At 40.1% G+C, this 15,124-nt stretch carries 14 protein-coding genes; 5 read left to right on the top strand and 9 right to left on the bottom strand.

The features are described from left to right. Positions 1 to 45 precede the first annotated feature (45 nt). Complete coding sequence (locus tag LEP1GSC202_RS10425; protein WP_015677653.1) at positions 46 to 795, bottom strand: adhesin OmpL37 family surface protein; 750 nt, start codon at positions 793 to 795, stop codon at positions 46 to 48. A gap of 187 nt (positions 796 to 982) precedes the next feature. Between LEP1GSC202_RS10425 and LEP1GSC202_RS10420 the strand changes: the two genes are divergently transcribed. Genes LEP1GSC202_RS10420 through LEP1GSC202_RS10410 form a run of 3 tightly spaced genes read left to right on the top strand, consistent with a single transcriptional unit; the run spans position 983 to position 4,160 of the window. Further along, the gene (locus tag LEP1GSC202_RS10420) at positions 983 to 2,479 is read left to right on the top strand and encodes an ABC-F family ATP-binding cassette domain-containing protein (RefSeq protein ID WP_015677736.1); all 1,497 of its coding nucleotides are present in this window, start codon (positions 983 to 985) and stop codon (positions 2,477 to 2,479) included. Further along, positions 2,476 to 3,402 (top strand): ABC transporter ATP-binding protein, encoded by a 927-nt coding sequence (locus LEP1GSC202_RS10415; protein WP_015677649.1) that lies wholly within the window; start codon positions 2,476 to 2,478, stop codon positions 3,400 to 3,402. Before LEP1GSC202_RS10420 ends, LEP1GSC202_RS10415 begins: the two co-directional genes overlap by 4 nt. Further along, entirely contained in the window at positions 3,399 to 4,160 is a 762-nt protein-coding gene (locus LEP1GSC202_RS10410) for an ABC transporter permease (protein ID WP_015677800.1), read from the top strand. Before LEP1GSC202_RS10415 ends, LEP1GSC202_RS10410 begins: the two co-directional genes overlap by 4 nt. A gap of 125 nt (positions 4,161 to 4,285) precedes the next feature. Here LEP1GSC202_RS10410 and LEP1GSC202_RS10405 read toward each other — a convergent pair whose 3' ends face one another. The 4 genes from LEP1GSC202_RS10405 to LEP1GSC202_RS10390 form a co-directional block, all read right to left on the bottom strand. After that, positions 4,286 to 4,990 carry an SCO family protein gene (locus LEP1GSC202_RS10405; RefSeq protein WP_015677757.1) on the bottom strand — a complete coding sequence of 235 codons (705 nt, stop codon included), beginning with the start codon at positions 4,988 to 4,990 and terminating at the stop codon, positions 4,286 to 4,288. Positions 4,991 to 4,998: 8 nt separating this feature from the next. Then, a complete protein-coding gene (locus tag LEP1GSC202_RS10400) occupies positions 4,999 to 5,613 on the bottom strand; it encodes a toxin-antitoxin system YwqK family antitoxin (RefSeq protein ID WP_244147707.1) in 615 nt (204 codons plus the stop codon). A gap of 7 nt (positions 5,614 to 5,620) precedes the next feature. Then, a complete protein-coding gene (locus LEP1GSC202_RS10395; RefSeq protein ID WP_039928835.1) occupies positions 5,621 to 6,526 on the bottom strand; it encodes a YHYH protein in 906 nt (301 codons plus the stop codon). A 104-nt stretch (positions 6,527 to 6,630) separates the two neighbouring features. Continuing rightward, positions 6,631 to 7,020, bottom strand: coding sequence for an FKBP-type peptidyl-prolyl cis-trans isomerase (locus tag LEP1GSC202_RS10390; RefSeq protein ID WP_015677813.1), 390 nt, complete (start codon positions 7,018 to 7,020; stop codon positions 6,631 to 6,633). Positions 7,021 to 7,103: 83 nt separating this feature from the next. On the opposite strand from LEP1GSC202_RS10390, the gene LEP1GSC202_RS10385 reads away from it, so the two are divergent. Then, a complete protein-coding gene (locus tag LEP1GSC202_RS10385; protein ID WP_039928833.1) occupies positions 7,104 to 7,418 on the top strand; it encodes a HepT-like ribonuclease domain-containing protein in 315 nt (104 codons plus the stop codon). 4 nt (positions 7,419 to 7,422) lie between these two features. Here the strand turns inward: LEP1GSC202_RS10385 and LEP1GSC202_RS10380 are convergent, their stop codons facing one another. Together LEP1GSC202_RS10380 and LEP1GSC202_RS10375 are read right to left on the bottom strand one after the other, a co-directional pair. Continuing rightward, on the bottom strand, positions 7,423 to 8,556 hold the full coding sequence (locus LEP1GSC202_RS10380) for a DUF1577 domain-containing protein (RefSeq protein ID WP_015677650.1): 1,134 nt from the start codon (positions 8,554 to 8,556) through the stop codon (positions 7,423 to 7,425). 99 nt (positions 8,557 to 8,655) lie between these two features. Then, on the bottom strand, positions 8,656 to 9,216 hold the full coding sequence (locus LEP1GSC202_RS10375; RefSeq protein ID WP_015677742.1) for a hypothetical protein: 561 nt from the start codon (positions 9,214 to 9,216) through the stop codon (positions 8,656 to 8,658). A gap of 99 nt (positions 9,217 to 9,315) precedes the next feature. On the opposite strand from LEP1GSC202_RS10375, the gene LEP1GSC202_RS10370 reads away from it, so the two are divergent. Then, positions 9,316 to 10,260 (top strand): patatin-like phospholipase family protein, encoded by a 945-nt coding sequence (locus LEP1GSC202_RS10370; protein WP_039928831.1) that lies wholly within the window; start codon positions 9,316 to 9,318, stop codon positions 10,258 to 10,260. 61 nt (positions 10,261 to 10,321) lie between these two features. Here LEP1GSC202_RS10370 and LEP1GSC202_RS10365 read toward each other — a convergent pair whose 3' ends face one another. Together LEP1GSC202_RS10365 and LEP1GSC202_RS10360 are read right to left on the bottom strand one after the other, a co-directional pair. Beyond that, entirely contained in the window at positions 10,322 to 12,625 is a 2,304-nt protein-coding gene (locus tag LEP1GSC202_RS10365; protein ID WP_039928794.1) for a Kelch repeat-containing protein, read from the bottom strand. A gap of 110 nt (positions 12,626 to 12,735) precedes the next feature. Beyond that, the gene (locus LEP1GSC202_RS10360; protein WP_015677797.1) at positions 12,736 to 15,024 is read right to left on the bottom strand and encodes a hypothetical protein; all 2,289 of its coding nucleotides are present in this window, start codon (positions 15,022 to 15,024) and stop codon (positions 12,736 to 12,738) included. Between the last annotated feature and the right edge of the window lie 100 nt (positions 15,025 to 15,124).

Raw genomic sequence — 15,124 nt, 5'->3', positions numbered from 1 at the left:
ATAGAATCCAAATCAAATGAATTCTCAAATCGCAATGGGAAACTTTTATCTGAGGTTATCTTTTTGTTTGATGGTTTGGATTTTAAAATTTGTCATTTTGTCTTCGTAAATGCTTTCTTCACCAAAAGGTAAAAATGCATTGTCATAATGCAATGCAAGTAGTTTGGAATTTTTCCCAAACCCACGGATGAGTTCCGATTCAATTGTATCAAAATCATAAAACTCGATAGAATCCATGAATTGGCCATCATGTAACAAATTGAGAAAGATCACGAATTTCCCTGCATGTTTTAAAATTTTAAGAGCAAATAACATTTCCCTTAGTTTCAAAAGATACAAGTAAGGACGCATATTTCTCGCCATCACTAATTTTTGTTCCGCTTCGCTCACATCTCGCAGCGCTAATCGCAAAAAAGCTTTGGTTTGTGTTTTTTCTTTGTCTCTTGATTTTCTACCGAGTAACTCGAGTTCACTACGAACTAGTGTTATGTTTTTTGTAAGGATTTTGTCGTAAAGTTGGATGAGTTTGAATTGTGTGGAACGTACGGCTAAGTAAGCATCTCCATATTTTCCTTGGATGTGTAAACTTTTGAATTTTAGGTATTCATCAATGATGTCTCTATATTCTAGTTTTTCTTCTGCGGTTCCTAAATGGATGATACTAGAGTCTAGGGAACGAACAAGGAGGTAATTTTCTTCTGCACCGAAAGCAACCTGCAAATTACCATTGGAATGTGTACGGCTCCCCCAAAATAAACAAAGGCCTCCTAAAACATAAAAAAGAAAAGTTCGCACAGTACAGTTTCGGTTTCGAAGGGGTCGAAAAAAAGTTCATAATCAGCGCACTTCATCTCTTATCAAATTATGTCAAAATTTTCATCAGAATTCCTTCAAAAACCTGTTTGGTTTCAATTCTTTCTACTCGTCCTTTCGGAACCTATTTGCATCTTGGTTGTATCTCGACTCTCCCTTCGGAAATTATATGATCAAAATATCTGGCTTAAACAAACAATTCAACGGCAAAGTTTTATTCGATGACTTACAATTCAGTGTTAATCGTGGAGAAAGAGTGGGCCTCGTGGGCCGTAACGGTCACGGGAAATCAACACTCGTTCAAATCATTTTAGGAAAAACAGAACCTGACTCTGGTAATATCACCATCCCCAAAGGATACCGCATTGGACACTTGGAACAACACTTGGTCTTCACAAAACCAACCGTGTTAGAAGAATGTGCTCTTGGATTGCCAGAAGGGGATGAATATGAAACTTGGAAGGTAGAACGGATATTGTTTGGACTTGGATTTTCGGAAGGGGATATGGAACGAAGCCCTAATGAATTTTCTGGTGGTTACCAAATCCGAATGAACCTGGCAAAACTCCTTGTATCTGCCCCTGACATGCTCATCTTAGATGAACCAAACAACTATTTGGATATTGTCACCATACGTTGGTTAGAGGAGTTCCTTCGCGAATGGGAAGGGGAAATCATCCTCATCACACACGATAGAAGTTTTATGGATAGTGTTGTGACACATACTGTTGCCATCCATCGTACAAAAGCCATCAAAGTACAAGGTGATACAGAAAAGTTATACACCCAAATCAACCAAGCGGAAGAAATTTACGAAAAAACTAGGTTAAACGAAGCGAAAAAACGAAAACAAGAAGAAATGTTCATCGCCAAGTTCAAAGCAAAAGCAAGTTTTGCAAGCCGGACCCAATCCCGTGTTAAAAAATTAGAAAAACAGGGTGAAATGAAAGCACTTGATACGATTGAAGATATGGAATTGTATTTTAACAGTGCTCCATTCTCCGCCAACCAGATGTTAAGTGTAGAAGACGTTTCATTTTCGTATGATGGAAAGTCTCCCTTTTTATTTGAAAATTTTTCCATCAGTGTGGGTCCGGAAGATCGGATTTGTATCATTGGGAAAAACGGAAAAGGAAAATCTACATTACTCAAACTCATTGCGGGAGAACTAAATCCCGTTACTGGTGAGGTGAAGAAACACCCCATCCTAAAAGAAGGGTATTTTGGACAAACAAACAAACTGAATATGACAGAAGCAAACACTGTCGTTCAGGAAATTATGAGCGCCGATCCCAATTGTTCCGAAGGTAAGGCTCGTAACATTGCGGGTGGTTTGATGTTTTCGGAAGACTTGGCCTTAAAAAAAATCAAAGTCCTATCAGGGGGAGAAAAAAGTAGAGTTTTACTTGGTAAAATTTTAGTAACACCTTGCCACTTACTTTACTTAGACGAACCGACAAACCACTTGGATATGCAGTCCTGTGACTCACTCATCGAGGCGATTGATAACTTCGATGGTTCTGTCATTATGGTCACCCACAACGAAATGCACTTGCGCGCTGTGGCGACAAAACTAATAGTATTCGATGATGACCGAGTTTTTGTCTACGATGGTGGTTATGACGACTTCCTCTCAGACATTGGCTGGAAGGATGAAACCGTTTGAAACCAATCCTAACTGTAAAACAAGTTTCTAAGTCTTATGAGAATGGATTCCAAGCCCTAAACCAAGTGAATTGGGAAGTGAAAGAAGGGGAAATCCATGCCCTTCTTGGACCAAATGGTGCCGGGAAAACAACGCTTATCAATTTGATTTGTGGGATTGTCTCACCGAGTTCTGGTGAGGTGAATGTGGATGGATATGATATCATTCATGATTTCAAAAAAACAAGATCCCTCATTGGCCTTGTGCCCCAAGAGCTCAGCGTCCATGCATTTGAAACGGTTTGGGCGAGTGTAAGTTTTACAAGAGGTTTGTATGGAAAACCAGCAAATCCAAGTTATATAGAAGAAGTATTAAAATCCCTTTCCCTTTGGGACAAAAAAGACCAACGGATCATGACTTTGTCTGGTGGAATGAAACGTAGAGTTCTCATCGCCAAAGCATTGTCACACGAGCCAAGAATTTTGTTTTTGGATGAGCCAAGTGCCGGTGTGGACGTAGAACTCAGAAAAGATATGTGGAAAATTGTGGAGTCCCTTCGTAAAGAGGGTGTCACAATTATCTTAACCACACATTACATTGAAGAGGCAGAATCCATTGCGGATCGAATCTCTGTGATCCGAAAAGGAGAAATTTTCCTTACCGAAAACAAAGACAAACTGATGAAACAATTGGGAACCAAACAACTGCGGATTGAGTTAAAAAAATCGATCAAATCACTCCCTAAATCGTTATCTAAATACAAATTAGAACTTACTGATAACAATACTGCCTTTGTATTTACTTATGATCGTTCGGATGATAGCAGTGTGATCACAAAACTACTTGATGATCTTAAAAAAGAAAAAATCCAATTCAGTGATTTGAGTACAAAACAAAGTAGTTTAGAAGAAATTTTTGTTCAATTATTACAGGAGTCAGTATGAATTTTTTTGCAATCCAAGCGATTTACCGATTTGAAATGGCTCGTACATTTCGTACTCTCTTGCAAAGTATTGCTTCTCCTGTACTTTCTACATCATTGTATTTCATTGTTTTTGGTTCTGCCATTGGTTCTCGTATCCAAGAAATCGATGGCATACATTATGGAAGTTTCATTGTTCCAGGACTTGTGATGTTGTCACTACTCACGGAAAGTATCTCCAATGCATCCTTTGGAATTTATTTTCCTAAATTTAATGGAACCATTTATGAAATCCTTTCGGCCCCTGTGACCATGTGGGAAGTTGTGATCGGGTATGTGGGAGCAGCGGCCACAAAATCTTTGATGCTTGGGGTACTAATGCTCATCACTGCATCTTTTTTTGTTCCCATTCGAATCGATCATCCGTTTTTAATGGTATTTTTTCTTGTATTAACATGCATTAGTTTTAGTTTGTTTGGATTTGTGATTGGGATTTGGGCAGATAGTTTCGAAAAATTACAAATGATCCCCATGCTTGTGATCACTCCTCTTGTTTTTCTTGGGGGGAGTTTTTATTCCATCCAAATGTTACCAAGTTTTTGGCAAAAAATCAGTATGTTCAATCCCGTGCTTTATTTAGTGAGTGGATTTCGGTATAGCTTCTTTGAACGAGCAGATGTTGCTTTGTCTGTGAGTATCACAATGATTTTGGTATTTTTGTCACTTTGTTTGTTTGTGACTTGGCTTATCTTTCGCACAGGATACAAAATCAAAAACTAAGTAGAACACTACGAATTTCCCATTTGGGTTAACACTCAGTGGGAATTTACATCATTCTAATGAATTAGATATGAAAATTTGGCTAAAATTATGTTATTGCCATTCATGTAAAATCTAAACCTAAACTATTTTTTGGTGAGGATCCTAAGGTCAGAGACTAATCGTTGTATGTCACCAGTACCTTTGGCTCTGTAAATCCCACGTAAGTATTTTTTTTCATCAAACAAAAAGATATTTTCCGTATGAACAAATTCATATTTGTTTTTTTCTAATGAAAATCCTTCCACTTCTGCACCACATGTGTCTTTCGCAAATGATTCAATGGAATTTGCATCACCTGTGAAAAAAGACCAATTGGGATTTTGGATTTTATACAGTTTTCTATAATTCGATAGTACTTCAGTACTGTCTTCTTTAGGATTGATCGAGATGGAATGGATTTCTAATTTAGGGAACTCTGCCAAAGTTGGTTGGATTTGGATCATATTTTTTGTGATGAGGGGGCAAATCCCGCGGCAAGTGGCATAAAAAAAGACAACCAAACTCGGATTTGGTGAAATTTCATTTAGTACAATCGATTTCCCCAAATGGTTTGTGAGTGTGAATGCATTTGGGATTTGTTTCAAATCAGAATTTTCATTTGGATCTTTGGGCCAAACTGGATCAAAATCTTTTCCCGAAAAATAAGGCAAAACATGGGTGTTTGGAAGTGAATTTTCCTTTTGGCATGAAACAAAGACCAAACCAATTCCAAGGAAGCAAATGAGGATTTTTTTCTTTTCCAATGGCAAAAACAATTTGATGACTGAAGTTTGGATTTTTGGAAACATGATTTAGTTTACCGATTTTCGACTGGTGTTTGTTTGGTGGTGGGATAAAAATCGTCAGTTTTCGTTTGAATCAAACCATCGTATGGGATGGGTTCACAGAGTTTACTGCCTGGCCTTCCAAAACTTTCCCCCGATTCTAAAAATACATGGTTTAAATAAATTTGTCCACGTTTGTTCCATTTTTTCACCTGTTTGGGTTTGCCACCGGGAAAAAAGGTTTGGTAGGTAGACATCTGCCCGTTGTCGAAGTATTCGATGTGTTCGCCAACTGGAATTCCATTCTCAAATTCAGAACTTTGTCTGAGTGTTCCATTGGGAAAATACAGTTTGTGTTTTCCATGTTTTTGCCCATACCGTATATAACGAGATTCTAAAATCGTTCCATTGTAGGATTTTACCGTATAATCTCCATGAGGTGCCCCTTTGTAATATTCGGTTTCGTACGTCTCGGAAAGAATTGCATTTTCAGCGACCAAAATCCCAGTAAACCGTTCTCCCTTGTAGAGGAGGAAGTGGTTTTGATCTTCGGATAAATCTTTGTTTCCCACTTCTACCCTTTGTTTGGCACAAGACAAACAAAGGAGAAGGCCAAAAAAGAATACTGAGAAAGAGAAACGTTCCAAACGAGTTTTAGTTGGAAACAGTCCCAGGAGTGCCATGGAATTGTGAGCCAATGAGGGTATTGGTACCAGCAGTAACATCACTTGCATAATGGTAATGGTAAATACCGCCAGGGAATAAGAGTGTATTTGCTATATGACCATGGTTGGAATCAAGGGAAGGTCCGACTACTCCCGGTGCGTCATCGTCAGCAGTTGTAGAAGTATTGTTGTCACATTTTAGTCCATAAACAGGAAATCCATCTAAAAGTACTCCAATGAGTTTTGAATCATCTTCCGAAACATTTTTTGGTTGGGAGTGGTGGTGGTATACCCCAGAACTTTGTGGATGCCCATTTTTCTGATCAAAAGTTTGTACTTCTGAAGCAAGTGTATCGCCTGGAGCAGCTGCATTATTAAAAATCGCAAGTCCGTTCACTGTGATCCCAACCGAAACGTAGCCACTTTGTGTCCCTGTTTTGTTGGTTAGTTTCTCTGAAGGGGAACTTGGGATAGAATACACTAAACACTGAGATGAGATTTGGTTATTTCCCGCTGATTTTTGACCCGCACCCAATGCTTCATACATCGGTGAATTGCTACCAAAATAATAACTTTTGTTATTTGGAATATTTTGTGAACGGAACACATAATTACTGCCAGAAACAGAACCAACTGCACATTTAAAATTGTTTCGGATCCAGGCAGGGAGGTCAGAGGACATGGAGGATGTCATGCCTGTGATGCAATCTGTATTGGTATCTAAGGTGGCAGTGGAGTTGACTACCGTGGTCCCGGTAAATGTAGAATTGGCACAAACTCGTTGGCTGGCCACGGCAGCTAACAAGAGTAAGTTCTCTTCGTCCGAGTCTGATTTGGTTTTACAATTGGTTAGTGAAAGTACGAATAGTACGATTGAAATTGAGGCCGCTAGAATTTGTTTCCTTTCCATAAGGGATTCAACGTAGAATGAATCTAGGGATTGTCAAGGAATTTCCCCTATAAGAAATCCCTTATATAAAGAATCGTGCAAAATGTTCGTTAATAAATTTTCAAAAGTTCCACTTCAAAAATCAAAGTGGAATTGGGTGGGATATTCCCCACTTGTTTGCTTCCATACCCAAGTTCCGGTGGGATGATGAGTTTTCGTTTGCCACCGACACGCATTCCTTTCACACCTTTGTCCCAACCTTTTACGACTTCACCTGCACCCAGGTTGAATTCAAAGGGGCGGTTTCTGTCTCTTGAACTATCAAATTTGGTCCCATTGGTCAATCGGCCCACATAATGAACGGTTACGTACGAACCCGAAAATGCTTCATCTCCTTTCCCAACAACGAGATCAATGATTTGGAAATCCTTTTCTGCGGGAACAATGGGAACAGTGAGAAGAACGAATAGGAAAACTGTGAGGGAACGGAAAGACTTCATGCTAATCGAAAGGGTAGGAAAAACCAAAAACTTTGCCAATGAAAAAAACTAGCCGAAGGAACTTCCAAAAATATGGTGAAACTATGTTTCACGAACTCGTTTTTTATTGTAAGGAACTGGAATCGTTTATCCTCAGAAATCAAATCCAAGAGTTTTTGGAAGGAGAACATGATAGTTTTTTTGCAGAAGAAATGTTAAAAACCATCCAAACAGAATCCTTAAAAATTCCTAATTCCGAAAAACAAAAATATCCAAATCTGCCTTGGGATAAAATGGATACGATGTGGCAAAAGGATTTGGCCCGTGCCTACGACTACATCGACTTAAAGATGTTATACTACGTTTGTGTGTATGAAATTCCCAAATTTACAAAAACAATAAAATTGGAAATCAGGTAAACCTTTACGCCGCAGTCCTACCATTGTTTTTGATGATTTCGATGTTTTCTTCAAAACGAACTTTTTCTGCATACGTTCGTTTCCCAGAAAATTCTATCCCCACAAGTAAATCTCCGGTTTCTTCTTTATGGGCCCAAGCGATCTTCCCAAAAAAGCGGAATGGAGTTTGGAGTTTAAATACAAGTTCTAGTAAAATACCTTTTTGTTTTGGTAGTGTTTCCACCAAATTGCTGTTATTCACTCTGAGTTTGAGACCAGTTGTAGAAAGGTCAATGACTGGGAATTTTTCCACTGTTGTCATTAAGTTTGCATCTTTGATCCTTTCGATCATCTCGGCAATTTGGGTTTGGTAAAATTTAAGATCATCCTCGGTAATGGATTTATCTTTTGTTTGTAAAAAGTAATACCCAATCGGAATGATTTCTTCTAATTCATTTTTGTATAAAATTGGAAGGATAAGTTCGGACTTAATTTTTTTGTCACGAGCAGCAAACGCTAGTTTGTCGACATTGTCTTCGATGTCATCTTCGTAATTAATAAATCCTTCGTCGTCCATTTTGTAACTTTCTGGGTTTGTTGCATCTTTGATGTAGAGGATTTTTTGTGTGGATTTGACTACATCAAACTTTCTTTCCATACCAGATTTAAAAATATCCATGGTTCCAGCTTCACCAGAACGAACCATCATTCGTTTGCGATAGTCCTCAAAATTAACACGAACGAGTGTAGGGATATTGAACATATTGGCTTCAATGATGGTTTTGGAACTGACAATGTTTGTCACATTCACCATCCCTTCTTCCGTGATGGTAAACCTTGGGTTTAATCTTTCTTTTTTTGCGATAAGGACTTTTTCTACGCGGAGTTGGACTTTATGTGGTGCTAGTTGTTTGACAAACGTGCAATGGAGTTCTAAGTATCGTGCCAGTAATTTGGAAAGAACAATTGTCGAACCTTCAGCAAGTACCCAAGCTTCCATCCATTGTACAATGATCTCTTCACCACCAGGCACTTCTTGTAAAACAGTCATGGTTTGCACCTGACCATTCCAATTGGCCTTCATTTCTTGGTTCATAAGGTAGTGTGAGATCACATGGTGTTTTTGTTCCTTGCCTGTGATTTGGTCCATTGGTCGCATAGCTAATTTCCAGTTTGATTGAGTTCAAATGGGAAATAAATTTCCCATCTATAGGAAAGTAAAGTTCACATGCATCTCTTTGGCAAGAAAAACGATTTTTTAAAGAAGCAGTAAGTGCTTTTTTTCAGTGAATTCATAACAAAAACGAATCCATGAAAAATGATTTTGTAAGTGAGAAAACTCGGGAAGGTACTGAGATAAAAACGATTCACAACGTTTCTCACGTTCATTTTGTTTTTTTTCCATGACAGTTGTTAGATCAAAAATTGTTTTTTCGTATATGTCGTGGTCCATATAACCTTCTTGTAAGGCCTGTTTTAAAAATTCATTTTTTTCTTTCCATTCACTTGGGGAAAGTACGGGGATTGATTGCAGATCCAACCAAAACTCTTTGATCGCCGTTTCAAACTTAGGGATTTCCTTTTTTAAACTTTCACATTTGTAAAATAAAGTACGAAGATGGCTCTTCGCATTTTGTTCGATTTCGGAAAGTGTCTCTTCTTGGAAGGGAGGGAAAAGTTTCGGAAAAGAAAAGGTATAAACGGGGCCAGAATAGGGCGCATACAATTCCAATTGGTAAAGGGACTGCGTGGACCATTGTAAGGTGCCTTTCACAGGGATTCCTTCCACTTCAATTTCAATTGTACGAACTCCGAGCATACAAATCAATTGCTTACGTAGCGAATTTTATTGTCCTCTTGTGATTTTTTTTTAATCCTTTTTGCAACGAAAACTAGGGAGAGAGACTCTGACAGTGAGATGAGTCAAATACAGGTCGTTCCAAACCACCCACCCAAAATTCCAAAAGCAAAGGGAACCAAACGCGCCCTACTTGTGGAAGGAGGCGGAATGAAAGGAGCCTTTTCAAGTGGGGTTTTGTACGCATGGAATCGGTTCTTACGGCCAAATTACTTTGATTTGGTGGTGGGTGTTTCGTCTGGGGCTTGTGCTGCTGCCTATTATGTGTCGATGCCAAAGGAAGAACCGATCAAAAGTGAAAAAGCTCTCGCTGTTTGGTACAGAGATTTATCTGGGAGAAAACTCATTTCGTTTTTCCATCCCTTCCAAGGGAAAACCCTTCTCAACCAAGAATACCTCATTGATTTTATTTTTCGGAAAAAAGTCCGTTTGGAATCCGAAACTCTCGATTCCAAAAAACTCCCTCATTTTGTGATTGCTGTGAGTAATTTACACACTCATTCCGTTGAATACATCAAAGCCACATCAACTAATGTTTTTGATTTATTAAAAGCAGCTACTTCATTGCCCATTGCCACTCGCGGAAAACATAAGTTAGATGGGAAATTGTATTCGGATGCAGCGATTCTCAATCCTTTGCCCATCCAAGATATCATTGAAGCTGGTTATAAGGAAATTGTTGTAGTCATGAATTCACCAATTCGTCACATCTCAGGACCACTCACAAGACTTACCAGTCTGCTTGCGTTTCCCAAACACAGAACGATCCGCCGTATGATGCGAAAGTTCCACCACTTCCATTTCAATTTAGCTCGTGAAATTGTGGTAAAACCTCCGAAAGGAGTGAAGATCATCACCGTAGCTCCTGATAAACCACTCCCTGTGAAACTCACCACCACGATTCGCACCAAACTGTACCAAACCGCTTACCTCGGTGCCAAAAAAGGAGAAGAAGCGATCCAGTTTATTTTGAAGCGGAAACGAAAACCAAAGTCCAAAACATAAATCGAGTCCAAAAATATATCTCTATCGATAAAAAATAAAAAAAGTTTTGGATGGGATATCGTTAGTTGCTAGGTGGTTCACTTAGGTCAGTGCGAAAAAAACCTCCGTATGCTTTGTTAAAGGCATCTTTAAATTCACCGCCCACATACCATTTTCCATTATGGTACAAACTAGTATACACTGTACTATCTGGGTTAGGTGCCCAGTCTAAGACATTGTAGGAACCGGTTTGGAAGGCACTTGCATTTGGTTTGGTGGTAGATCCATTGAGGCCAGTAAAGGAACCTCCTACGAGGAATCTGCCATCGGGAGCAGGTGTGATGGCATTCACATATCCATTGGCGTAGATGGGATTTGGGCTTAGATAGGAATTTGTTTCTAAATCAAAAATTGCAAAATTGGTAAATGCCCCGAGGCCGAGGATGGTAGTGAAAATTCCACCTAGGTAAATTTTCCCTTCATAGATAGTTTGAACACTGACATCACTTTGAGGATAATTGGTTGTGGAAGGCAATGAAATTGCCGTTCCAGAGACCGTATCGACGGCTCGGTAATATTGGATTGTATTGTTTCCATTGAGACTTGTATACAATCCTCCGATGAAAACAGCATCTCCTACGAAAAGCAGTGAGCTTACAAGGCCAGCCAATTCAACATTGGGATTCCAATTGGTAAGTGCCAGTGTTTCTTCCGATATGGCCGCGACTCTATTTCGAGTTTGCCCACTAACCGTAGTAAAATCACTTCCACCAAAAAAAATCTGACCATTCCCACTGGTGATGGCTCGGATATCACCCGATATTCCCGGTATTTGTACGTCCATTGGATTCAATTGGTAGTGAGGTAAATCTAATGCTGCAAAAGCATTCCGACTGATTCCATTGATGGTTCGAAAACTCCCACCTAGAAACAATCGATCCCCTTTCAAATGCATCGTAACAATTCCGAAGTCGAATTCAGGAGTGTTGTCTAATGGATATCCAGTTGCTTCATCAAACACCACGAAATGTTTTTTCGGAATGAGGTTCACACCCGATTGATTGGAGGCAAGCACCACATCATTTCCAAAGGGAATTACAGCTCCGTCAGGAATCGACAATGATCCGTCAAGTGATGGATCCCAATTGCTAAGTGCCCCACTCGGAACTTCAAACGCCGCCGCATGATACCTTGTGATTCCTTTCGCTATCGTAAATTCGCCTAAGGCATACAATTGGTTTCCAATGAGGTGGAGAGATGTGACAGTAAGGTCAAGGGCAAAATCATTTTTGACTGCAGTGCCCGTCCCATTGTCTACTCCTACTAAAAAATTGGCCGTTGGTGCACCAAGGACAGAAGTGAAACTCCCTCCTAAGTAGACTGTATTTTCATATTGTTGGATGGCTTCGACATTCGCATTTGGGTTCGGAGCCCAAGAAGTGAGTGTTCCGTCTGGGTAAAAGGCAGCCGCATTGGATCTTGGCGTACTAAATGTTCCTCCTACATAAATGACCGGACTGCCTTGTGGGTCTGTACCTAAAAATAAATCATCTACTGTCGCACCAGGGTCCAATTGGTTTGTAAAACCGGTATCAACTGCACCCGTGGTCGCATTCAGTTTTGCTAATCCATCTCTTGAAAATACATTTATGTCTTGGAAATCCCCGCCAATAAAAAGAGAATTACCAAACGAAACAATGTTAGAAACATTGCCATTAATAGTCCCAATATAAAAACTGGTATTCAATTCTCCCGTATAACGGTTGACAGATGCAAGATTGACTTGAGGGCTAGATCCCCAAGAGGTAAATAAACCACCTATATAAAGATTGTCACCTAATATGTGTAGTGCATTGACATTCCTCGATGCATCTTCCGTAACAATAAAATTTGGATCCAACTGGCAACCAGGCAGTATATGAGCAACTTGGCTCCTTTTGATCCCTTGTACATGGGTGAAATATCCTCCGATGTAAAATCCTCCGCTCCCGTCGGGAACTGCCGCATAAGTATCACCCTTCACTTTGAGGAAAGGACAGAACCGACTTGGGATCGCTGTCCCTGAATTTTTGTCGAGGACAGCCACACTCCCTGTGGAAAGACCAACCTTTCTGAAATCTCCTCCCATCAAGATATGATTGCGGTAGGATAGGATGGAACGAACTTTTGGAATGGAAGTCGAATCATATACCCCCCATTCCTCTAAAAAGCTAAAGGCTGGCAAACAAGAGGGTGACCGGTCTCCTGTGACAAGTCTTACAAGGGAGGCCAATAAAAAGGATTCCGATTTTACATCGCAGGTACTTTCCAAATCGGCAGGTTTGCACTGTGTGAATGTTGTTAGGAGGAGGATCAGGGAAAAGCAGGAAAAAGAAATCTTTGCCATACGACGCATGTCTTCCATTCTAAAAGGCTATGTTTTCTGTCGAGTGTTTGCTTATCTCTTTTCTGTCATACTATCTAGGACAAGTTGTGCATTTGCAAACGAATTCCCTTTCATTCATTTAAACTGGAACGAACGAGACCTCCAAAATTGCGTTTGAAGGCATTCTGAAATAATCCACCCAAATAATACTTTCCATTTTTAAAATGGGAGGAAAGCACTGCATCATTCATTCCCGCATTCCAAGGAGAAAAGGCATTTAAGTTCGCATTGTACACTCCAAATTTATTATCATTTGCGGAACCATTGAGCACCGTAAAATCCCCTCCGATGAAAACATTCCCATCAGGGTAGGAAGCAATGTATTTGACAATATTATCCGCGGACAAAAGTGAAGGGGATTCGAAACTTTGCGTTGTTAGGTTGTAAATGGCCAAATAACTATAACCCGTACCAATGGATATAAATTCACCTCCCAAAAAGATTTTGTCACCCACTAATGTTTGTGTGTTGACAGCTGCATTTGGAAAAACGCTACCTGATGGGACCTGTCTTTTGGTTCCACTCGATTTATCCACAGCTTGGTAACGAAAGGTTGTTCCATCTCCATTAATACCAAGAAAAGCCCCACCAATGAAAACCAAATCATTTACAGATAATACAGAATTTCCAGCTCCATTTAAATTGGGATTCCAATTCGTTAAAGATAGATCACTTATATTGAAGCTAAAGGCATTATTCCTTGAGGCTCCATTCACAGTTGTGATTGCATTTCCAACGGCATAAATTTGGGTTTCATCATTTGTGATAGACCGAACCTCCATGGTTCCCCCAGCCACAGTGGGGCTTCTCGCATTGATTGTGTAATGCGGTAAATCTAAAACAACAAATGCATTTTTTGATTGGCCTTGCACATTCGTAAAGGAACCTCCCACAAACAATGAATTGTCAATGCGAAGCAGGGATTTGATCGGCATATCAAAGTAAGGTGTCCCTTCAATCGGTTTTCCTGTGTATTCGTCGATCACAGCAAAATTACTGCGGGCTGTCACATTGACGGTGGAACGGTCAGAGGTAACAAGGACCACTCCATTGCCAGCAGGTACGAAACGTGAACCGGGATTACTGATGGTATTATCATACTTGGGATCAAACGCATTCACTTCTTCACTTGGCAAATCCAAGGCCGCTACATAATTCCTTGGAACTGATTTGATGGAAGTGAAACTCCCACTGATATACAATGTATTCTCTATTATCTGGAGAGAGGCTACCTCTCCATTCACAGCATAATTGGTGGCGATCGCCGTACCAGTGTTATTGTTTACGGAAACTAAATTTGTGGCAGGAGTAGCACCGTTCACTGTCGTAAACTGACCTCCTAGGTAAATGGTATTCCCATACTGTTGCACGGAGCGGACATTCGAATTTACATTGGGAGTCCAAACGGTGACTGTTCCATCTGGGTACACCGAGAACGCATTGACCCGAGGTGAAATGGATAAACTATCACCCACTGCGTAAATATTGGGGCTCCCTGCGACGTCAGTACCGTAATGAATGTCAAGGCAAAACCCACCATCAACACCAGGGTTAAAGGAAGACAGAACCGAACCCGATGCAAAATGATACTTTGCTAAATTCCTTCGACTGAGTCCGCTAATGTTTCCGAAACTTCCACAGATGTACATGGCATCTAGGTCGGATTCCAAATCAAATACAGCATCATCCACCTGGAGATTGAAGTCTGGTTCCAAAGCTCCCGTGTATCGATTCAAACGGATTAGATGTCTGTAATTTGTATTCCCATCCCAATTTGTAAAGTTTCCTCCCACATACATAGAGTCCCCTCTTAGGAGAAAGGCCCTCACTTCTCTTGTATCATCTATGGGAGTTTTAAAGTTCCGATCCAATTGGCAACCAGGAAGGATATGGGCAATGCTTGACCTATCTTCCCCTTGGACGCTGTAAAAAGCACCTCCAATGTAAAAACCTCCACTTCCATCGGAAATCGCTGTGTAAGTTGCGCCGGATACTTTTAGGTATGGGCAATAACGATTTGGCAAAATATTTCCATTGGCAGATTCTAAATACACAACATTGCCAGTCGATGGTCCAAGGTACTGGAAATTCCCACCAATGATGATCTGTTCATTATAACTTGTGATGGCATTGGCAGATTGGAAACCGGAAGTCCCACGGAACACACCCCAAAGGTCTTGGAAATCAAAGGATGGAAGGCATGAGGGAGAACGATCCCCTGTCACATAACGTATGATACTTCCTAATAGAAAGGCATCTGTTTTGGCATCACAGGCATTCGAAAGTTCTGGTGGTTTGCATTGGAATAGAATTCCGCTAAACAAACAGTAGGTTATGAGTGTCGTACGAAACCAAGACATGGAAATAATTTTACCAAATGTAAGGAAAATTGTCTAGCGGTTTGTAAAATAATTACCGGTATTTGCAGAGTCTAATCGTTGTATGTTTTTGATTTCCCTA

Source organism: Leptospira yanagawae serovar Saopaulo str. Sao Paulo = ATCC 700523 (assembly GCF_000332475.2).
GTDB lineage: Bacteria > Spirochaetota > Leptospiria > Leptospirales > Leptospiraceae > Leptospira_A > Leptospira_A yanagawae.
This window is presented reverse-complemented; position numbering and strand designations above follow the sequence as displayed.

What these genes read in the sequence shown, in the direction of transcription:
- LEP1GSC202_RS10420 (WP_015677736.1), top strand. Translation starts at nt 983, where the DNA reads ATGATCAAAATATCTGGCTTAAACAAACAATTCAACGGCAAAGTTTTA.
- LEP1GSC202_RS10410 (WP_015677800.1), top strand. Translation starts at nt 3,399, where the DNA reads ATGAATTTTTTTGCAATCCAAGCGATTTACCGATTTGAAATGGCTCGT.
- LEP1GSC202_RS10405 (WP_015677757.1), bottom strand. Translation starts at nt 4,990, where the DNA reads ATGTTTCCAAAAATCCAAACTTCAGTCATCAAATTGTTTTTGCCATTG.
- LEP1GSC202_RS10390 (WP_015677813.1), bottom strand. Translation starts at nt 7,020, where the DNA reads ATGAAGTCTTTCCGTTCCCTCACAGTTTTCCTATTCGTTCTTCTCACT.
- LEP1GSC202_RS10385 (WP_039928833.1), top strand. Translation starts at nt 7,104, where the DNA reads ATGTTTCACGAACTCGTTTTTTATTGTAAGGAACTGGAATCGTTTATC.
- LEP1GSC202_RS10380 (WP_015677650.1), bottom strand. Translation starts at nt 8,556, where the DNA reads ATGCGACCAATGGACCAAATCACAGGCAAGGAACAAAAACACCATGTG.
- LEP1GSC202_RS10375 (WP_015677742.1), bottom strand. Translation starts at nt 9,216, where the DNA reads ATGCTCGGAGTTCGTACAATTGAAATTGAAGTGGAAGGAATCCCTGTG.
- LEP1GSC202_RS10370 (WP_039928831.1), top strand. Translation starts at nt 9,316, where the DNA reads ATGAGTCAAATACAGGTCGTTCCAAACCACCCACCCAAAATTCCAAAA.
- LEP1GSC202_RS10365 (WP_039928794.1), bottom strand. Translation starts at nt 12,625, where the DNA reads ATGGCAAAGATTTCTTTTTCCTGCTTTTCCCTGATCCTCCTCCTAACA.
- LEP1GSC202_RS10360 (WP_015677797.1), bottom strand. Translation starts at nt 15,024, where the DNA reads ATGTCTTGGTTTCGTACGACACTCATAACCTACTGTTTGTTTAGCGGA.